This is a genomic window from Sphingobacterium hotanense, assembly GCF_008274825.1.
Classification (GTDB): Bacteria; Bacteroidota; Bacteroidia; order Sphingobacteriales; family Sphingobacteriaceae; genus Sphingobacterium; species Sphingobacterium hotanense.
The window spans coordinates 187,207-207,315 of sequence record NZ_CP030848.1; the positions used below are offsets into that span (position 1 = coordinate 187,207).

Annotated in this window: 16 protein-coding genes; all 16 read left to right on the plus strand. The window is 37.2% G+C overall.

The genetic code is table 11. The features are described from left to right. Window positions 1-6: 6 nt before the first annotated feature. The 16 genes from DSM08_RS00845 to dnaG all read left to right on the plus strand — a co-directional run bounded on the left by DSM08_RS00845 (window position 7) and on the right by dnaG (window position 19,971). The gene (locus DSM08_RS00845) at window positions 7-1,290 is read left to right on the plus strand and encodes a nucleotide sugar dehydrogenase (RefSeq protein ID WP_149524359.1); all 1,284 of its coding nucleotides are present in this window, start codon (window positions 7-9) and stop codon (window positions 1,288-1,290) included. Between the two features lie 16 nt (window positions 1,291-1,306). Then, window positions 1,307-2,596: an oligosaccharide flippase family protein gene (locus DSM08_RS00850; RefSeq protein WP_149524360.1), complete on the plus strand. Its 1,290-nt coding sequence runs from the start codon at window positions 1,307-1,309 to the stop codon at window positions 2,594-2,596. Continuing rightward, window positions 2,589-3,734, plus strand: coding sequence for a glycosyltransferase family 4 protein (locus tag DSM08_RS00855; RefSeq protein ID WP_149524361.1), 1,146 nt, complete (start codon window positions 2,589-2,591; stop codon window positions 3,732-3,734). The genes DSM08_RS00850 and DSM08_RS00855 overlap by 8 nt, the downstream gene beginning before the upstream one ends. 3 nt (window positions 3,735-3,737) lie before the next feature. Then, on the plus strand, window positions 3,738-4,268 hold the full coding sequence (locus tag DSM08_RS19380) for a serine O-acetyltransferase (protein ID WP_149524362.1): 531 nt from the start codon (window positions 3,738-3,740) through the stop codon (window positions 4,266-4,268). A 15-nt stretch (window positions 4,269-4,283) separates the two neighbouring features. Beyond that, window positions 4,284-5,444 carry an O-antigen ligase family protein gene (locus tag DSM08_RS00865; protein WP_149524363.1) on the plus strand — a complete coding sequence of 387 codons (1,161 nt, stop codon included), beginning with the start codon at window positions 4,284-4,286 and terminating at the stop codon, window positions 5,442-5,444. Beyond that, window positions 5,437-6,570: a right-handed parallel beta-helix repeat-containing protein gene (locus DSM08_RS00870; RefSeq protein WP_149524364.1), complete on the plus strand. Its 1,134-nt coding sequence runs from the start codon at window positions 5,437-5,439 to the stop codon at window positions 6,568-6,570. The genes DSM08_RS00865 and DSM08_RS00870 overlap by 8 nt, the downstream gene beginning before the upstream one ends. Before the next feature lie 3 nt (window positions 6,571-6,573). Further along, window positions 6,574-7,743 carry a glycosyltransferase gene (locus DSM08_RS00875; RefSeq protein ID WP_149524365.1) on the plus strand — a complete coding sequence of 390 codons (1,170 nt, stop codon included), beginning with the start codon at window positions 6,574-6,576 and terminating at the stop codon, window positions 7,741-7,743. 4 nt (window positions 7,744-7,747) lie between these two features. Then, a complete protein-coding gene (locus DSM08_RS00880; protein ID WP_149524366.1) occupies window positions 7,748-9,079 on the plus strand; it encodes a polysaccharide pyruvyl transferase family protein in 1,332 nt (443 codons plus the stop codon). After that, window positions 9,079-10,176: a glycosyltransferase family 4 protein gene (locus DSM08_RS00885; RefSeq protein WP_149524367.1), complete on the plus strand. Its 1,098-nt coding sequence runs from the start codon at window positions 9,079-9,081 to the stop codon at window positions 10,174-10,176. The genes DSM08_RS00880 and DSM08_RS00885 overlap by 1 nt, the downstream gene beginning before the upstream one ends. Then, a complete protein-coding gene (locus tag DSM08_RS00890) occupies window positions 10,173-11,084 on the plus strand; it encodes an NAD-dependent epimerase/dehydratase family protein (RefSeq protein WP_149524368.1) in 912 nt (303 codons plus the stop codon). Before DSM08_RS00885 ends, DSM08_RS00890 begins: the two co-directional genes overlap by 4 nt. 14 nt (window positions 11,085-11,098) lie before the next feature. Further along, window positions 11,099-12,064, plus strand: coding sequence for an MraY family glycosyltransferase (locus tag DSM08_RS00895; protein WP_149524369.1), 966 nt, complete (start codon window positions 11,099-11,101; stop codon window positions 12,062-12,064). A 2-nt stretch (window positions 12,065-12,066) separates the two neighbouring features. Next, window positions 12,067-12,489 (plus strand): WxcM-like domain-containing protein, encoded by a 423-nt coding sequence (locus tag DSM08_RS00900; RefSeq protein ID WP_246172580.1) that lies wholly within the window; start codon window positions 12,067-12,069, stop codon window positions 12,487-12,489. Between the two features lie 100 nt (window positions 12,490-12,589). Further along, window positions 12,590-13,348, plus strand: coding sequence for a polysaccharide biosynthesis/export family protein (locus DSM08_RS00905; RefSeq protein WP_149524371.1), 759 nt, complete (start codon window positions 12,590-12,592; stop codon window positions 13,346-13,348). A gap of 18 nt (window positions 13,349-13,366) precedes the next feature. After that, the gene (locus tag DSM08_RS00910; protein WP_149524372.1) at window positions 13,367-15,760 is read left to right on the plus strand and encodes a GumC family protein; all 2,394 of its coding nucleotides are present in this window, start codon (window positions 13,367-13,369) and stop codon (window positions 15,758-15,760) included. Window positions 15,761-15,973: 213 nt separating this feature from the next. After that, window positions 15,974-17,914, plus strand: a complete 1,941-nt coding sequence (locus DSM08_RS00915; RefSeq protein WP_149524373.1) for a polysaccharide biosynthesis protein — start codon at window positions 15,974-15,976, stop codon at window positions 17,912-17,914. A gap of 65 nt (window positions 17,915-17,979) precedes the next feature. Next, window positions 17,980-19,971, plus strand: a complete 1,992-nt coding sequence (gene dnaG, locus DSM08_RS00920) for a DNA primase (protein WP_149524374.1) — start codon at window positions 17,980-17,982, stop codon at window positions 19,969-19,971. Window positions 19,972-20,109: the final 138 nt, after the last annotated feature.

A 20,109-nucleotide genomic window follows, 5' to 3' on the forward strand; every position in this document is an offset into this window, starting at 1 on the left:
CGTAAAATGAAAAAGATAGCTGTTATAGGTTTAGGATATGTAGGATTGCCGCTTGCGCGATTGTTTGCAACAAAATATCCTGTATTGGGATTTGATATCAATCAAAAGCGCATCGATGAATTACGCTCGGGTAGAGATCTAACTCTTGAAGTTGAGGACGACGTTCTGAAGGCTGTTCTTGTTGATCAAAACCCTTTTGATGAAGATACCATTGGTTTATTCTGTTCGAACCAGTTGTCTGATATTGAAAACGCTAATTTTTACGTAGTGACAGTTCCTACACCTGTTGATAAAAATAACAGGCCGGATCTTACACCATTATATAAAGCTTCTGAAACCGTTGGTAAAGTACTGAAAAAGGGGGATATCGTGGTATATGAATCTACTGTATACCCGGGAGTCACGGAAGAAGAATGTATCCCGGTGTTGGAAAGAGTTTCTGGCTTGAAATTTAACGTTGATTTTTATGCAGGATATTCCCCGGAAAGGATCAATCCAGGTGATAAACAGCACACTGTAGAGAAAATCTTAAAAGTTACATCTGGTTCGACTCCAGAAATTGGAGAAGAAGTAGATGAGGTATACAAGTCGGTTATTACGGCAGGAACGCATTTGGCTCCGACTATTAAAGTCGCAGAAGCTGCGAAAGTTATAGAAAACTCTCAACGAGATATCAATATTGCCTTTGTTAATGAACTAGCGAAGATTTTTAATATTTTGAATATCGATACACATGCAGTATTAGAAGCGGCAGGAACTAAATGGAACTTTTTGCCTTTTAAACCGGGATTGGTCGGTGGTCACTGTATTGGAGTTGATCCTTATTATTTGGCTCAAAAAGCGCAAGAACATGGTTATCACCCTGAGATTATTTTAGCGGGACGTCGTTTAAACGATTCCATGGGTGAATATGTTGCCTCGCAGGTGGTTAAAACAATGATAAAAAAGGGTATCAATGTGAATGGTGCGGAGGCGTTGATGCTCGGAATAACGTTTAAAGAGAATTGCCCTGACGTTAGAAATACCAAAATCGTGGACGTTATTAAAGCTTTAGAGGATTATGGGATTAAAGTCACGACTTTTGATCCTTGGGCAAATCCTGTAGAGGTTAAACACGAGTATGGGATTGAAAGTGTGTCGGAATTACCATCGGCTAAATTTGAAGCAGTTATTTTGGGTGTATCCCACAGTGAGTTTTTAGATATTAACTATGATTTCCTAAAACATGATCGAGGTATAATATTCGACGTCAAAGGAGTTTTGGGAATCAAAGCTGATTCTAGCTTGTAAATTTAAAACCTTTGCTTTGCCGTCGTTATTTAAAAAAGGTGTAGTTACCTCAATTTCGAGCTATGCTACTATGGGCTTTGGCGTCGTTCAAACGATGATTTTAAGCCGAGGTCTTGGTCCAGAGCAAGTTGGAGAGCTCTCTTTGATTAGACAAATTGCTTTATTTGGCGCTCAGATAGGGAGTTTTGGAGTGCCCATGGCTATAGTCTATTTTTTGAACAGGCTGAAAATGGATAAATCCATGGTTTATAACACATCTTTTTGGACTATCCAGTTGCTTTCTATAATAAGTTCTCTTGTTATTTTTGTTTTTTTAAGATATTCCTCCTTTTTGGGGAATTATGAGTTATGGACATATTTGGCTATTATCTCATTTATTTTCTTTTCAAATAGCAGATCTTTAATTCAGAGTTTGAACGTTGCTAGCCAAAATGTAAAGAAAATGTCTATAGTCGAGATATTGCCTATGGCTATATCTGTTTTATTTCTAGGATTATGTTATAGTTTCGATGTTCTTGATCTAAAATATGCTCTGTTAATCACAGTAGTTCTTTGGCCATTGATAGGGCTTGTCAACGCGTATATGATAAATGTTAACCAAGCAAGAGTCGGCTTAACATTTAATTTTAAGTACGCAATTCAAAGCTTGAGGTATGGTAGTGTAATAAACCTTTCAGATTTTTTGATAATATTTAATGGCTCGATTACTCTTTTCGTCCTACAGTATTATGTGAAAGATTTTGTTTCAGTAGGATACATGTCCCGTGCCATCACCCTTACGACTCTGATAAATACGGCCTTTATATCGTTTCTACGAATATTATATTCTCACTGGTCGGGTTTAACAGGAGATGAACTTAAAAGAAGTGTAGAAAAAATTTTAAACATTTTGATCTACGTTTCCCTTTTGGCGACGGTGTTAATTCTGGTATGTTCTAAATGGATGATAATCTTCTTATTCGGTCATGAATTTTTACCGGCAAAAGCATTGGTAGATGTTCTTATTTTTGGTGCTTCTTTTTACCTTTTGAGCAAAGCAATTCTGAAGTTGTTTATATCGGACGGAAAAGGTACCTACAATCTTATTTGCTTAGCGATTGGAGCTTCGAGCAACTTCCTTTTGAGTATGGTTCTTATACCTAAATATAACGTACTTGGAGCGGCTTACGCTCAACTTATTTCTGGGATTTTGCTCGCTTTGTCGACCACGATTCTCGCACGCAGGAAGTACGGGATTTCTCTAAGCAAGGTTTTTTTACCCCAAAAATTTTTGTTTAAATTTTTAAAGAATCCGAAGAATGAGTAAAGTTGTTTTTTTTGATTTCCTTTACAATCTAGGTGGAGCGCAAAAATCGACCGTTGATTTACTTCTGAATTTGTCTAGAAATGGAGATCGCGCAGTCTTTCTCGATGCTCATGGAGAATGTAAAGACATTTCTAGTGCAGTTAACGAAGCTGGGTTAGAATACAAAATTGTAAAACCGTCGCTAAATTCGCGGATTGGTAAAGGGAATAAAATTCAAACAATTTTTAAGATTTTGGATTATTTGCCGGTGTATTTGAAACTAATCTTAAAGCTGGGATTAGAGCTAAAGAATACGAAACCTGACTTGGTTTTAGCGAATTCGTCAAAAGGCATTATGTCTTTAATAATTTTAAAACACTTTTATAAAATTGAAATAGTTTTCTTTATCCGAGGGGATGGAGCAATAGAAAATAAAGGAAGTTTGTCGATTTTTTTGATTAATAAATATTGTAAATTTATTGTAACCCAATCAGAATCTATGAAGAAAAAAGCTCACTCGAAAGGGTTTTTGAGCGACAAACTTCGTGTGATTCCTAACATTATAAATACTAGACATCTTAATGAAGAGAAAAATTTATTTTTCAATAAAGATTCTTGCTTAAACATTTTGTTGCCAGCCACTGTAATAAAGGAGAAAGGTATCGTAGAGGCGATCAAAGCGATGGCCGTGTTAAAGGAGAAAGGATTAGCGGTTAATTTGATCGTTGCAGGATCAATTATTCAGCATACGATGTATTCAGAGTTTAATAATTATTTAATTCGCCTGGTTGAAGAATTATCATTAAAAGAGAATGTCCAGTTTTTAGGCTATCGAAATGATATTGTCGGAATTATGAAAGGAGTCGATATCGTGTTGTTGCCTAGTTATAAAGAAGGTATGCCAAGAGTTATTATGGAAGCTATGTATTTGTCCAAAGCTGTTGTAGGTTCAGATGTTGGGGCGGTGTCAGATTTGATAATTAGCGGAAAAACAGGAATATTGATTAAGCCCAAAAGTATTAACGAAATAGTCGATTCCATTTCTTTATTAAATGATGCGGAATTAAGACGGCAAATGGGAACAAACGCTAAAAGTTTAATAGATTTACATTATACGGAAGAAGTTCAGTATAGCAAATTTTTAACTTTAATGATATAATATATGATTCGGGAATTGTCAGTTGATTTTGAAAAAATGAAAGGTTTTTCTCCATCTTTTTTAAGAATATTGCATTTAGCTTTCTCCCATTCTGGTTATCGAGCAGTTTTTTTATACAGAATTGGACATTGGCTAAGGCGTAAGAATATGAGGCTTATGGCTATTTTTTGTGAAAAAATTATGCATCACTTGTGTAATTGCTGGATAAGTACGAATGCCGTGATTGGACAGGGTTTCGTAATAAGGCATGTAGGAACAATTGTTATAGGAGGTCGAGTAACCGCTGGAGAAAACTTAGATATACGACAAGGAATTACTTTGGGTGGCAATATGGGGAAAACTTCGCTGGATGGAAGGAGTCAACCAAAATTGGGCAATAATGTTTTGATTGGCGCGGGTGCCAAGATTCTGGGGCCGGTAGAAATTGGGGACAATTGTTTGATAGGAGCGAATGCTGTGGTTACAAAAGATTTTGAATGCGATTCGATAATTGGCGGTATTCCGGCTATACTGATTAGGAAGAAATTGAACTAACTTTTTGGATTGATTATGCTAAGCAACGAAAGTAAAATATCGGTAATTGATACTATCACGTTTATTTACATGTTTTTTCTGGCCTTTCTTATCGTTAGACCGGAATATTTTCTTATTAATTACCTATCTGTTGGGTTTTTAATAGTTTCAGTTCCTTTTTTATTTCAGCTCCCAACGTTCGCCAAAAGTTTGTTTTTATTTTCTTATCTACTACAAGTACTTTGGCTGTTTTTGGGTTTGTTTTTCATACAGCACGTGAATAATGCTGAAGTTGCCCTAGTTTCCCACGCAAAAAACGTAATTACTGCGATCGCTCCCGCTGTTTTCATTAATAATCGCAAGAAATTACTTATTGTGCTCAGTTTAGTCGTTATCGCTGGATTTTTTAACATGCTAAACAATATTATGGGAGGCGCTAGTGCCCTAACGACGGGGGAACGATTTCTTATGGAAGAGGAACAATTATCGTTGAATAACTTCGCTCATAATTCATTTCTATATATAATTTCTGCGATTAGTCTCCTGTTTTTTGTGGAAAAGCGTGTCGTAAGAGTTTTGCTACTTCTAGTCATCATGACTGGGTGCATTTCTCTTATGATTACAGGTTCTCGCCAAAGTTTTGTAGCATTAATTGGGTTTTTCGTTGCATTTTTCTTTTTTAAATTTAAGGATATAAATCCCAGAATTATTTTTATCCTAATCTCTTCAATTATAATTGGTTTCTTCCTTTTTAATTGGGTATTAGATACATTTCCGAACAGTCCCATCGTTAGGCGATTCTCCGAAGGAACGAATGAGGGGGATGATCAGAGATTAGATTTTTTCAAAATGGCTTGGGATCTATTCTTAGATTCTCCAATATTTGGTTATGGGATGGATACCTTTCGATTCTTTTCGTCTTTCGTTTACACTCATTCGACATACTCCGAAATTTTGTTCAATGGAGGTATCGTTTATGTTTTATTATTTGCAAGTTTTTATTTTATTTCCTTTCATAAAATAAATAATTCTGCACTTCCTATACAGGATGATCAGTCAAGCGTCATCATAAAATCCTTTATCATTAGCGTTCTAGTTTACGGATTGTTTTTTTTAGTACATACCTCTAGATTAGCATTAACTCTTCAGTTTATGTTAATTAATTACGCACTAACTCAAAATAAAAAAAATGTATAGAAATCTAAAAGTGATAGCATTATTAAGCTTTATTCTCATCGGAGCTGTTACATCTGGTAGTTGTAGTGTATTAATCGGAAAAGGGCTATATCCCTCAAATTACGATCAGATAAGAAGCAAGGCATTAGACGAAGGATTCGAATTGGAGAAATCACTTCCAAAGAACTATTCAAGGAAGGGCGATGTCGATTACACAGACTATATTCAAAATGTACTGAATAAACGTAGGGTGGTTATTTTTCCGGACTTTCCACTTTTGGTTAATGATAAAGGACTGACCCTTACCAGCAATTCTGTAATTGTATTTAGAAGGAATTCTAAGATTTATTTGAAGCCGTCTCCGAAACCGAAATACGAGATTTTTAGATTACATAATATTTCTAACGTTTACCTATTTGATTTAACAATTATTGGGGATAAACGATCTCACTTGGGAAAGTCTGGTGAATTTGGTAATGGTATTTCACTAAGGAATGCGCACAATATAAAAATCTTAAATGCAAATGTAGGATCTTGCTGGGGTGATGGCATTATTGTTGGAAGTTTTAATAACAAAGAATGTCGAAACATAGAAATTTACAATACCATATTAGATAATAACAGACGTAATGGTATTTCCATAACATGTGTTAATAATTTGATAATTAGCGGTTTAATTGCAAGAAACACATCCGGAACCATACCTATGAGCGGAATTTGTATTGAACCAAACAATAATAATGAAATGGTCAATAATATTGTCGTTAAGGATTCAAGAACAGAAAATAATATGAGGTGTGGCATTCAAATTGGATTGAGTAAGCTACCAGGGAAGAAGATACAAACAACAAATATTACAATTGAAAATTTTCATGATTATAATTCAAAGATTGGAATCTATTTGGGGTCTTTCAAAAAGCAGTATTTGAATCGTAATAGATTGAGGGGTAATATTCAGCTTCGCAACGTTAAATTAGAAAATAATTTGGAATCTGTAAAGACAGGGTATTATTTCAAACACGGCCCCAATGTGAAAATTTCTGGTTTGAATATTTTGAATAAAGATCGGACACAAAAAGTTGAAGGAATCAAAGCACGAATGAAGTTGAAGGAGTATGCAGATTTTGTTAAATTTGAGGGTGAATAAGGGATGAAAGCAGTATTTATTAATGATCATCGGTTCGTTCACAGTAACGCTGATTCTAAGGTCTATACAACTGGAACTTTGGACTCAGATTTTTGGATAAGGTATACAGTCTTCTTCGACCATTTAACTGTTGTAGGTAGGGGTACAGTGGTAGATGGACAATATTCAAATGAGAATTTATCCTCTGCGCCTGATGTATATTTCCATTTGTTGTTTGATATAAAGGGCGGGAAAGACTACTTTCTTAAAGAAAAGTATATCTTTAATCAGCTTTATTCAATTATTAAGAGTGCTGATTTCGTGGTGATTAGGGTTCCTTCATCAATCGGTAATATTGCAGCACAGGTCTGTTTAAAATTGGGTAAAAAGTACTTGGTAGAGGTTGTTGGATGTATATTAGATGTAAGTAATACTTACGGCAATCCTCTTATGAAGCTCATAGGACGGCTGAGTTATTATAGAATGAGGAAGACAGTAAAGCATTCCGAAGGGGCAATCTATGTAACAGAAAGATTTCTCCAAAAAAGATATCCAACGCAGAAACCATCAATATCTGCGTCGAATGTTCGCTTGTCGACGGGCAATCCTTTAGTCCTCACTGATAGATGTTCTAGACTGCGCGCTTGTCATCAGCACATTACTATAGGTACAATTGGGAGTGTTGACCTCAAATATAAAGGACATCATGTTCTCTTCTATGCAGCTTCTCTTCTAAAACGGAATGGATTTAATTTTACAATCAAAATTGTTGGTGGTGGTAATCCCGACAATTTAAAACAACTTGCAGAAAAATTAGAAATTTTAAATAATATCGAGTTTCTTGGCAAGGTTGCGAAGGGGGATCAAATCTTTCATTTTCTAGATAAGATTGATCTGTATGTACATCCCTCGTTAACGGAAGGGCTCCCTCGCGCGGTAATCGAGGCAATGAGTAGGGGGTGTCCTATTCTTGCATCAAATGCCGGAGGTTTACCGGAATTAATTTCTGAAGATTTTGTGCACAATGTCGGAGATTACCATACTTTAAGTGAACAATTAATGCGGATGGTTGATAGTCCTAATATAATGTATGAGCAAGCTACAATTAACTTTGAAAAATCCAAAGAATTTGATTGTGAGGTTTTGGATCAAAGGCGAAATATGTACATCAACAAACTTTTAAAAAATATATAATTAAATGAGAACAGCGATTATCGTTCCAGGAGTGACTGATCTGAATAAGGGGGATCAAGCATTGGTCTGGGAAAGTTATAGACTTGTTAAAGACACAGAGCTTTTTGATGATATTTATGTCCTATCCAATGGAGATACACCGGAAGAAGAAAATGAACTTTGCTCGCAAACGAAGGAAAAAGGGATCAAACTGATCTCCAACATTATTAAACATCCTCGAAGAGGACAACACCTGAAAGATAAAATTATCCACGAGGGCAAGCTTGATTTTATTAAACAAGTAAAAAATGCTTCTCTTGATTATATTTCTCGATCGTTTTTGATTAACAATGCAAAAAAGCTCAGTTTATTGAAGAGATTATATTCAGCAGATGTTGTTAAGACCGTCGAAATTTTCTCAAAATGTCACACTGTTTTCGTAAAAGGTGGAGGGTTCATCCATGCCCATGGTGAGAGAACTGCACCATACGTTATATGGTATTTATTGTTTTATGTTAACTTGGCCAAGTCGTTAGGAAAGAAAGTCGTTTTTTTGCCGAATTCGTATGGTCCGTTTGAGGGCTTATTTGTTAAAGAGCAAGTTATAGCTGCCTTCTCGAAGATGGAGCTTAAATTGGCCAGGGAACATATATCTGCGCAAGCATTAGGTGATTTGCTAGATGAACCTATCAAAATACTTCCGGATTTGGGGTTTTATCTGCAACCAAAATCTAAAGAATTCGGGGCTAATGTGCTTCGCGAATATTTGCAGAGAGATAATCAGAAATTGAAAGTTGGAATTACAATTCGGCCTTGGAGATTCCCAGGAAAGAGTAACTCGGATCTATTGTATGAAAAGTATATTCAGTCCATTTTCTCCTTGGTTAAACAACTCGTTTCGAGGAACTATCAAGTTTTGTTTTTCAATCAATCTATGGGGCCAAATACTCACGAGGATGATAGGAATGCAATTAGATATTTAACACAAAAGCTTGATAAGAACGATTTTATTTGGGTCGACAAGAATTTTACTTGTGAAGAATTGAAGTCGGTTTATTCGAACTTAGATTTTTTTGTTGGGACACGATTTCATTCAGTGATTTTTTCTATGACTTCTTGTGTTCCATCAATCGCAATAGCTTATGGAGGAAACAAGGGGAGAGGAATAATGCAAGACTTTAATTTGTCTGAATATGTAATCCACATCGACGACGTGAACAAGGAAGACTTGTTAGAAATGTTTTTGCGTCTCGAGCAGAATAAAGACTTAGTGATAAAAACATTGCAGGAACGCGTGAAGACTCTGGAAAATAAAAGAATAGAAACAATTGAATTAATCAAAGAAAGGATTCTCTGATGAAGGTTCTTCAAGTTGTTTCAATATCGTTTTCATTGAAATATTTTATTGGTAACCAATTTAAATACTTTAAGGATCGAGGTGTGAGATTTTATGTTTCATGCTCACCGTCGGATTCTCTCGATTCTTATGCAGACGAAATGGGATTTTCTGTGTTTCCTGTTGAAATATCTAGATCTATTTCACCGCTGCAAGATTTAAAGTCAATATTCAAATTATACAAATATATCAAAGAAAATGATTTCGATGTTGTTATTGCACATTCCCCGAAAGGTGGGTTAGTAGGGATGATTAGTTCGTTTTTGGCAAAAACACCGAAACGTGTTTTTTTTCGGCATGGATTAGTTTTTGAAACCTCTTCAGGTTTAAAAAGGCAATTGCTTATTTTCATTGAGAAGCTTACAAGCCGATGTGCGCATACAGTGGTTAATGTAAGCCAGTCGGTTCAGGACGAAGCTATTAAACTTTCTTTAAACAGGCAAGAGAAAAATTTGATATTGGGAAGAGGTACCTGCAACGGCATTAATATCGATAATTTTAAGCCCAGACAAAAAGTTCGTTATATAAGTGAAACTGTTGTCGGATTTGTTGGAAGGTTAAGTAATGACAAAGGAATTACAGAGCTAGTTGGATCGTGGGAACTTCTTCTCAAGAAATACAAAAACATTAGGTTGCTTTTGATAGGACCAATAGATGATCGTGACGGATTAGTGCCTGAAACATTAGATAAAATTGATAAATTGGAGTCAATTGAATATTTAGGTGCTGTAGACGATACGTCTCGACTCTACAATGATATGGATATTTTTGTTTTGCCTTCATATAGAGAAGGATTCCCTACTGTAACCCTCGAAGCATCCGCATCTGCACTTCCGATTGTTACAACAAAAAAAACAGGTTGTATTGATTCTATCATTGAAAATCACACGGGTATTTTCACAGAGCTTAATCCGGAGGCAATAGCTGGGGCCATTGAATTTTATATTCTTAACAAAGATGTCGCTATTCAACATGGGGACAATGGGCGTAAGTTCGTCGTAGACAATTTTAGTGAAGAAAAAATCTATAATATTATCGATGAAAAGCTGTTATCATGAAAGTGTGTATTTTAGGTAGTACTGGATTTCTCGGCAGACGATTGACAAAGTCATTGATCGGAGCTGAAGGAGTTTCAATTAGACAAGACGATTGGAAAACCAAGTTTTCTGATTATGATATTATTATCAACTTGATAGGAAAAGCACATGATCATCAGGGAATTGCTTCAGAGAAAGATTATTATGATTCAAATTATACTATTCCTAAAAGAGTATTTCATGAGTTTTTGAAGTCTAGCGCGAAAGTCTTTATTCATATTAGCTCAATTGCTGCAGTCGAAGAATATTCAACGGACAAAATGCTGAGTGAAGAAAGTGAATGCAACCCCCAAAGCTTTTATGGCATGTCGAAACATAAGGCAGAGGTGTGGCTGATGTCGCAAACGTTACCAGACAATAAAAAAGTCTTCATTTTAAGGCCGCCAATGATTCATGGACCTGAAGACAAGGGGAATTTGGCTATTTTGTTTAAGTTTGTTTCAAGGGGTATCCCATATCCGTTGATGGCTTTTGATAATAAGCGGACATTTTTATCAATTGATAATTTTTGTTTTTTTATTGAACGTATTTGCAGTAATTATAGGATTTTAGAATCAGGAATATACCATATCTCCGATGATGAAGCAATTTCCACAAAAGAGATAATCAAAATGATTCAAGATGTTACAGGGACAAATTCGAGAAATCTTTGTATTCCGAGAGGTTTAGTAAAGTTTTTGGCTAAGTGCGGTGATTTATTTGGACTTCCCTTGAACAGCAAACGATTAATGAAATTGACAAATACGCTTTTGGTTTCTAACCGGAAGATAAAGTCAGCTATAAATGTCGAATGTCTTCCCGACTCCGGATTGGCGGGGTTGAGGAAAACTATTGATTCATTCTATTTTACTGAAAAATCTCGTTTTTAAAAATGTAATTATATATGGAATATTTAGCACTTTTCCTAACGTTGCTTTTTATAGAATTACTATATTTTAAAGTTGCGAAAAAATTTAACATAATCGATAAACCGAATCTAAGATCTTCTCATGAACATCTAACTTTGCGGGGGGGGGGTATTATATTCTATATAGCTGCGGCTAGCCAGTTTATTACTTCAGAATTCGAATTCCCATGGTTTTTTATTGGATTAACTTCCATGGCTGTGATTTCTTTTGTTGACGATGTTGTTAGTTTGTCGAATAAAATTCGGATATTCGTCCATTTCGCAGCAGTCATATTGATAGCAGTCCAATTACACGTCTTTTCGATGCCTTGGTATTATATAGTTATCGGATTTGTCGTCGTAGTAGGTGTTATCAATGCTTATAACTTTATGGACGGAATAAATGGTATGACTGCCTGTTATAGCCTTTCTGTTGGTGCGCTATTACTGTTGGTCAACTATGAAGTAAATTTTATAGAATCAAATTTTATCATTTATCCATTAATCGGAGTAATGGTTTTTGCAATTTTCAATTTCAGAACGATTGCCAAAACGTTTGCAGGTGACGTGGGATCCGTCTCAATAGCCTTCATTTTAATGTTTTGTTTTGCGAAATTGATATTAAAGACGGGAGACTATATCTATATTCTGTTTTTAACACTTTATGGACTCGATACAGTTTGGACTATCATTAGAAGATTCACCTTGGGTGAAAGTATCTTCGAAGCGCATCGCTCCCATTTGTACCAGTACTTAGGTAATGAAGTCGGTTGTAGTAAATTATTGATTTCTTTTTTGTATGCGGTGCTTCAATTTGGAATTGGGTTGTTAGTAATTTGGATTTCACAATTCGACTTTAGTGTTCAGATTGTTTTTTCAGTTGTTTTGTTGTCGGTATTAAGCGTTGTTTATTTAATTTTGAAGCGAATGATAATTAGGAAATATATTTTCAAGGTACTGTAATGATGTGGAAAATTATTAAAGGCGGAGCTTCTCGGGACGAACGGGGGCAAATTCGGTTCGTTAACGATTTCGATACGTCTGAAACAAAAAGATTCTATTTGATAAAGAATTCAGATCAAGAAATGACTAGAGGATGGAGGGGTCATAAAATCGAACAGAGATGGTTTTTCGCTGTAACGGGGGCGTTTCGTGTATGGTTGGTTAAAATTGACAACTGGGTCAGTCCGAATAAGAATTTGCCGATGGAACAGGTTCTGTTATCCTCAACTGACGATTGTGTGTTGTATGTTCCACCAGGATACGCAACAGCCTTAGAAGTGATAGAACCTGAAAGTGAACTTTTAGTTTTTGCAGATCATCACTTGAAACACGCTGTTGTGGATGACTATACTTTTAGCTTAGATTATTTTATTAAGTCGAACTAACGCTGAGATCTAAATATTAATTAGTATTTAGCTGCTATTTTAGTGTTCTAAACTCAGGTTGGACCAATTTTTGATTACGTTGACCAATATTTAAATTGTAATGAGGATATATCTTTACTTAATTCTCGCGATAAGTTTATTTACTTCTTGCGCTTCTCGGAAAGATCTGGTTTATTTTCAGCCAGATTCTACTGCTCTGACGACTTCTTATGAACTTAATGCTCCAAAGCTACAGCCGGGCGACATTTTGGCAATTTCGGTTACAGCCGACGACGTTAGGGCAACACTCCCATTTAATCAAATTTCGCCATATAATAGTAATGGTACTATTCAAAACACAAACCCCTTTATTCCTACCTATGTTATCGATTTAGAGGGCAACATTGATTTTCCTAAAATTGGGCCGTTGAAATTGGGAGGGAAGACTCGTGCTGAGGCAATCAATATTATTAAAACGGAAGTTAGTAAGTTTATAGTGAATCCGGGCGTAAGTATCGAGATTAGAAATTTCCGGATAACGGTTTTAGGCGAGGTAAGAAATCCTGGGACATTTCAAATCACGAATGATCGAATAACAGTTTTAGAAGCATTAGGTCTCGCTGGCGATTTAACAATCAACGGAGTTAGGAACAATATATTGGTGATACGTGAGTTAGATGGAGAAAAATCGGAATATAGACTTGATCTAACAAGAAGGGAGTCATTAAATTCTCCAGCGTATTATTTAATGCAAAATGATGTAATTTATGTTGAACCAAATGGTGCTAGAATCCAATCATCTAAGTATACGCAAAATACCTCGATATTTGTTTCTATTGCTAGTGTAGTTATCACTGTAATTTCGGTATTAACTCGATAATTATTTGACCAATTTGATATGAACGATAAAACAACAAATATCATTAACGAGAATCAGGAAACAAATTTAAAACAGCTTATCGAACAATATTTTTTTTATTGGAGGTGGTTTGTTATATCAATTTTTGTTTGTATGGCGCTCACGTTAATCTACCTAAGGTACGCCAAACCAACATTTTTAGTTGATGCAAAGATTCTTCTTCAGGATGAAAAGCAAGCTTCTGGAGATATGGCGGGATTAACTGAATTGGCCAACCTCGGCGGTTTGGGGAGTTCGTCAACTGCGTTCGTCAACGATCAAATGGAGGTGATTCGTTCAAGAAGAATCATGCGTAAGGTAGTTACGGCGAATAGACTTCAAATTACTTATTATAGCAAAGGCAAAATAAGATCTTCGGAACTGCTCGAAAACAGGTCTCCCATTAGATTAGTTTTATTAGAGCCTAGTCATCCACGATTGGATTCATTATCATATAAGATCACTGTTAGTAAAAATGGAGCAGATTTTACAATAAAGGATGATCTTGGTGAAGTAATAAAGTACCAATTGGGAAAGACAATTAATTCTCCAATTGGCAAAATTATGTTAATCCCTCAAAAAAATAATGCGTTTGAGGGGGATTTATTAATTTCTTACGTTCCAATTGATAAGTCGATTGATGCGCTTCGTCGAAATATTGTCGTTCAGCCTAATAAGGAAAAGCAGTCTTTTCTTATTAACTTCTCGTTGATACATGCGTCAAAAGAAAAGGGAGTTTTAGTATTGAACTCTTTGATTGATCAATATAATAAAGACGCGACTGAAGATAAAGCTTTAGTTACTCGAGCCACATCAGCATTTATAAATTCGCGACTCGAATTGATATCTAAAGATTTAGAGTCGGCAGATTCCAAAGTTGCGGATTTCAAGGATCGAAATAACATAGTCGATATGTCTACGGAAGCTCAATCGTATTTACAGAGTGCAACTACTAACGAACAAAAACTTGTTGAATTTCAGACGCAACTAAGATTAGCTGACATGATGAGAACTGCAGTCACAGAAGATAATTCGTCGCTGCTACCTTCAAATATAGGGCTGAATGATCCCTCGATTCAGAGTAATATCAAAAGTTATAACGATTTAGTTTTAGAACGCGAAGATTTGTTGCGATCTGCTACACCCGATAATCCTATTGTCAAAAACATAAATAACAATATTAGTGAGATTAATAAAAACCTAAAGATTTCACTAGATAATTTTAGGAACGTTTTGCAAGGTAATGTCAACGCCTTAGTCGCACAGAAACAGAAATTTGAAGGGAAGCTCAGTCAACTTCCTAACCAAGAGAGAGGTTTTAAGGATATTGCCAGACAGCAACAAATTGTAGAGTCACTCTATTTATTCCTTTTACAAAAAAGAGAAGAAACTGAGATAAAAGCTTCGGCAACTCCTGCTAACTTAAAGATTGTAGATGAAGCGTATGCTTATTCAGAGCCAGTTTCGCCAAAGCGTACCTTGTATCTTCTTGGAGCGTTAGTATTCGGACTTTTAGTTCCTTTCGCAATACTCTATATTAAATTCCTGCTAGATAATAAAGTGCATTCTCGCAAAGATATTGAAGAAAGATTCAATGCTCCAATACTTGGTGAAATTCCTACCTCGGAAGATCCAGTTGTCAAAGACAACGATCGGTCGTCTCTTGCTGAGGCCTTCCGTATCTTGAGAACGAACATAGCATTTATGCTAGGTTCTAAGAAGGATTCCGCAGTGATCTTTGTGACATCAACAACATCTGGTGAAGGTAAATCTTTCGTTTCAACGAACCTTTCTCGAATTTTGGCGATGTCGGGTAAAAAGGTTTTACTTATCGGTGCGGATATTCGATCGCCAAAAGTTTTGGATTATCTTGGCCTTTCCCATTTGCAGCATACAAATATTGGCATTACACAATATCTGATCAACCCGGAGATGCCCGTTGAAAACATTATCATTAAGAAGCCCGCCCCATACGATTTCGATATTATCTATTCCGGATATATCGCACCAAATCCAGCAGAACTTTTGATGAATGGACACTTCAATGAGGTAATTGAATTCGGACGTACGAACTATGATTTCGTTATTGTGGATACTGCTCCAGTGAGCTTAGTAACTGATACATTGCTTATTGCTGAAAATGCTGACTTAACCATGTATGTGACACGTGCGAATTACCTCGATAAGCGCTTGCTAAATGTTCCAAAAGAACTTTACGAGGACGGCAAGTTGAAGAACATGGCAGTCGTATTAAATGATGTGGACTTTGCTCGCGGCTATGGCTATGGTTACGGCTATGGTTATGGTTACGGTTATGTCGATTCTGGCTCAGTATCCTTAAGGGCAAAATTGAAGAAACAGCTTCGCTCTCTGTTTGGGAGTAAGAAAAAATAATGAAAACTTGAAGAGGTAGACGAAGTTCTACCTCTTCATTATCAATAGACTACTGATTCCTACGAATTTCCCCGATTCGTTCTCAAAGTCTGAGCAGGCTGATTATTGCAATGTGGCATTAACTTTGTTCGAACCTCATCATGTTGTATTCGGTCGGTGTTTTTACTTCAGCAGCTATAATCTTCACCTATCACTATCGTAAAACTCTAGAAAATGGATATTAATTCGCTTAAACGTCGCTTCCGTAAGGATAGCCCAAGATGGGTTATCCTATTAATCGATATGGTAATCGTTCTACTTTGTTACTATTTAACAAACTTTACGGTAAATAGTTTCAAGGGTCGGTTCGATGTTGAAATTATGGCGAAAAAGTCTTTATTTATTATGGGAGTTTACTGCTGTTCGTTTCTCTATTTTCGCACCTACCGCGGCATAGTCCGACAAACAGGTTTAAGAGATGCATGGTGTATCCTTAAATCAGTGTCAGTCGCTTTCTTTATATTAATGTTGACTTCTTTCATAGTACGAAGCGGGTTTGATGACAAACAGGCTATTAGTGTGTTTTTTCGACCATCTTACGCTGTCGTCTTTACGCACGCATTTTTTATAACTGTTTGTCTAGTAGCCGCTCGTGTGTTTTATAGAACGGTGTACGAGAAATTTTTCTTTAGTGGAAGAGTGGTTGAAAGGGTAATGATATTTGGCGCAGGTAACATGGGGACACTTACCTTAAACTTATTCAGAAATGAGATAAGAAGAAAAGTAAAAGTTGTAGCTTTTGCGGATGATAATCCGAATAGAATCGGAAAGATGATCAATGGATATAAGATTATTGATATGGAGAAATTAACTCCCGTCTTTGTTAAGAAAATACAAATCGACAGTATCATTATCGCGTTGGATGATAACAATAAAGAACGCCTATCCAAGATATCTGCCAGGATAGAGCCTTTACCTGTTAAGCTTAAGATTATGCCTACTTCGGCAAAGCTATTGAGTGGCAAAGCGGCAACCAGACAATTGAGGACGTTGAAAATAGAGGACTTATTAGGTAGGGAAGCGATAAAATTGGAGAACCCTGTGGTTCATGAAATGATGCGTGATAAGGTAATTCTTGTTACGGGGGGCGCTGGGTCTATCGGATCTGAATTAGTACGTCAGATTGCTTTCACAGACTTCAAGCATCTGATCGTTGTGGATCAAGCGGAATCTGCGCTCTATGATATTCAACAAGAGTTAAGAAGCAGCTGTCAAAAGGATAATGTATTGTTCATGGTTGGAAACGTCAGGGATCGGCAGTTTATGGACTCTATATTTGAACAGTACAGACCACAAATTGTATTCCATGCTGCAGCATATAAGCATGTTCCATTGATGGAGCAGAACCCATACGAGTCAATTCTGACGAATGTTTGGGGGTCGAAAAATGTTGCAGACATGGCTGACAAATATGGCGTTGAGAAATTTGTGATGGTTTCGACTGACAAAGCGGTCAACCCAACAAATGTGATGGGAGCAACTAAGCGAATCGCTGAAATCTACGTCTCAGGACTAAATAGTAAGAGCCGCACTAACTATATTGTTACTCGTTTTGGGAATGTTCTAGGGTCTAACGGATCCGTAATTCCTTTGTTTGAGAAGCAGCTAAAGAAAGGTGGACCTTTGACCGTAACCCATCAAGATATTACAAGGTACTTTATGACGATTCCTGAAGCTTGTCAACTCGTCCAAGAGGCAGCGGTAATGGGAAAGGGGGGAGAGATCTATGTGTTTGATATGGGCAAGCCGGTAAAAATTATTGATCTGGCAATTCGCATGATTCGACTTAAGGGCTACAAATATCCGGAAGACATCAATATTGAAATTACAGGTCTTCGTCCTGGGGAAAAGATTTTTGAAGAATTGCTTGCAGATAATGAAAATACCAGCAAAACTCACCATAATAAGATTATGATCGCACGCGTGAATACCGATGATGTCGATTCGAAAATACAAAAGATTGAGAATTTGTGTACACAGGTAGTCACACCTGCTGGGGATCATAACCCAATGTTGCTCGTCGAGCTTGTTAAAGAGATTGTTCCGGAATACATTTCCAAAAACTCCATCTTCTCCAAGTTGGATAATGTGGCTGAAGATATTGTCGCGAAATAGACTGAAAAATTAGCGTCTTTTAACCTTTCATTTCCCTTCAGGAGCGTTATCTTTGTCTAACAACGATGATCAAGAAAGAGACAATAGAAAAGGTTTTAGACGCTGCTCGTATTGAGGAGGTAGTAGGGGATTTTGTCGATTTAAAGAAAAGAGGAACTTCCTTAATTGGGAATTGTCCATTTCATAATGAAAAGACACCATCGTTCCATGTATCGGTAAATAAAGGGATCTATAAATGCTTCGGATGTGGGGCGGGTGGAGATTCGTTAAAATTTGTGATGGAGCATGAAAAGTATGCCTATCCTGAAGCAATCCGCTACCTTGCTAATAAGTATAATATCCCTATTGAAGAGGTCGAACGCTCGCCAGCTCAAATGGCAGCGCAAGATAAACGAGAAAGTCTCTATGTCATCAATCAATGGGCATCAAAATTCTTCAAGCACTCCTTATGGGAAACAGAGATTGGTCAGTCAATTGGACTGAGCTATTTCCGTGAAAGGGGCTATCGAGAGGACATCATCAAGAAGTTCGATCTTGGGTATTCTCCCGAAGCATGGACTTCTTTAGTCGATGAGGCTGCAAAGGACGGCTTTGCCAAAGAATATCTGACAGAGTTAGGCTTAGCTGTTCAGCGAGACGATAAGTCTTTATATGACCGCTTTCGGGGTCGGGTTATCTTTCCTATTCATAATCTTACTGGCCGGGTTATCGGATTTGGCGGTAGAACTCTAAAGAAGGATAAGACTGTTCCTAAATATGTCAATTCTCCGGAAAGTGAAATTTATCATAAGTCCAATGTCCTCTATGGCCTTCATCTAGCGAAGAAGGCAATTCTAGAAAACGATGTATGTTTTTTGGTAGAGGGTTACGCCGATGTGCTCTCCTGTCATCAGGCAGGGGTCGAACATGTTGTTTCATCTTCAGGAACTTCGTTGACCACTGGCCAGATAAAACTGATTTCTCGTTATACAAAGCAGGTCGTTATCCTTTATGATGGCGATGAAGCCGGCATTAAAGCCTCATTGAGAGGAACAGACATGCTTCTAGAGGAAGGCTTGAATGTAAAAGTGTTGCTTTTCCCTGATGGAAATGATCCGGACTCCTATATTCAGAAGTATGGTGCTAGCGAATTCCGCTCTTACGTAGAGAAAAATCAGGAAGACTTTGTTTTCTACAAGACCAATATTCTTCTTCGTGATGCCAAAGAGGATCCCATTAAGCGTGCGGAGGTTATTCGTGAGGTCGTTGAAAGCATCGCTCTCATCCCTGATGAAATTAAAGTTTCCGTCTACATCCGTCAGTGTAGCTCGTTGTTAGATATCGAGGAACGCGTGCTGCTTTCCGAACTCAATAAAATTCGATTAGCTAAGGCCCGTTCCAAGGAGAAAAAAGAAGCTCAGACACAGCAGAATCAAGCTGCTGCGGCCATAAATATGCCGCCCGGTGGCGAGGAATGGTATCCGGCGGAGATGCTTGCAGCAATGGGGGCGGAGTCGCCTTCAACAGAGGCAGTACAAGTAGAGTCAGCAGAGCTTCGTTTAGAAAAAGAGTTAGTTCGAATTTTACTGAACTACGGTAGAGAACTCGTGCATTGGGAAGGAGATGGTGATGTTCCGGTTGCTCCTTATTTGTTGGCTAGTCTGGATGATATCGAAATTGTGGATAAAACCTGCAAGTTGATTGTAGATGAGTTCGCCAAGCAAGCTGAAAACTTTCAAGTGCCTGAAGCAAAGATTTTTTTCTCTCATGAAAACCCTGAGGTTTCAACTTTAGCGGTAGATTCGGTAGTCAATAAATACGAATTAAGTCCTAGTTGGAACGACGACAAACGTAAGATTTTTGTTCCCGAAGAGCTCGATCAGTTGAAGACGCTGGTCGTCCAAGTCATTTACCGGATCAAGAAGAATAAGATCGAGGTGCAGATGCAGTCGATTCGCGAAGAACTAAAACAGACAACTGATGATGCAGACCTTCAATTTCTCTTGGCAAAATATCAAAAGCTCAAAGAGGGTGAACAGATGCTGGGATCGCTGCTTGGTAATATCGTCGTAAAGTAATCAGTCGCTATACGTGGATAGGCGAACAGGTGTAGACCTGTGCGGCGGCATACTGGAACATCGACCGATTTGAAATTCGCGAACTGCGTCGAAAGTTTGCGGTTGGATGTACCCATGAATAGACAGGATGCTCATGCT

Bases quoted from the DNA above. Each gene is read 5' to 3' on its own strand.
- DSM08_RS00905 (WP_149524371.1), top strand. From the start codon at position 12,590: ATGAGGATATATCTTTACTTAATTCTCGCGATAAGTTTATTTACTTCT.
- DSM08_RS00890 (WP_149524368.1), top strand. From the start codon at position 10,173: ATGAAAGTGTGTATTTTAGGTAGTACTGGATTTCTCGGCAGACGATTG.
- DSM08_RS00875 (WP_149524365.1), top strand. From the start codon at position 6,574: ATGAAAGCAGTATTTATTAATGATCATCGGTTCGTTCACAGTAACGCT.
- DSM08_RS00900 (WP_246172580.1), top strand. From the start codon at position 12,067: ATGTGGAAAATTATTAAAGGCGGAGCTTCTCGGGACGAACGGGGGCAA.
- DSM08_RS19380 (WP_149524362.1), top strand. From the start codon at position 3,738: ATGATTCGGGAATTGTCAGTTGATTTTGAAAAAATGAAAGGTTTTTCT.
- DSM08_RS00865 (WP_149524363.1), top strand. From the start codon at position 4,284: ATGCTAAGCAACGAAAGTAAAATATCGGTAATTGATACTATCACGTTT.
- dnaG (WP_149524374.1), top strand. From the start codon at position 17,980: ATGATCAAGAAAGAGACAATAGAAAAGGTTTTAGACGCTGCTCGTATT.
- DSM08_RS00915 (WP_149524373.1), top strand. From the start codon at position 15,974: ATGGATATTAATTCGCTTAAACGTCGCTTCCGTAAGGATAGCCCAAGA.
- DSM08_RS00845 (WP_149524359.1), top strand. From the start codon at position 7: ATGAAAAAGATAGCTGTTATAGGTTTAGGATATGTAGGATTGCCGCTT.
- DSM08_RS00880 (WP_149524366.1), top strand. From the start codon at position 7,748: ATGAGAACAGCGATTATCGTTCCAGGAGTGACTGATCTGAATAAGGGG.
- DSM08_RS00855 (WP_149524361.1), top strand. From the start codon at position 2,589: ATGAGTAAAGTTGTTTTTTTTGATTTCCTTTACAATCTAGGTGGAGCG.
- DSM08_RS00885 (WP_149524367.1), top strand. From the start codon at position 9,079: ATGAAGGTTCTTCAAGTTGTTTCAATATCGTTTTCATTGAAATATTTT.
- DSM08_RS00895 (WP_149524369.1), top strand. From the start codon at position 11,099: ATGGAATATTTAGCACTTTTCCTAACGTTGCTTTTTATAGAATTACTA.
- DSM08_RS00910 (WP_149524372.1), top strand. From the start codon at position 13,367: ATGAACGATAAAACAACAAATATCATTAACGAGAATCAGGAAACAAAT.
- DSM08_RS00870 (WP_149524364.1), top strand. From the start codon at position 5,437: ATGTATAGAAATCTAAAAGTGATAGCATTATTAAGCTTTATTCTCATC.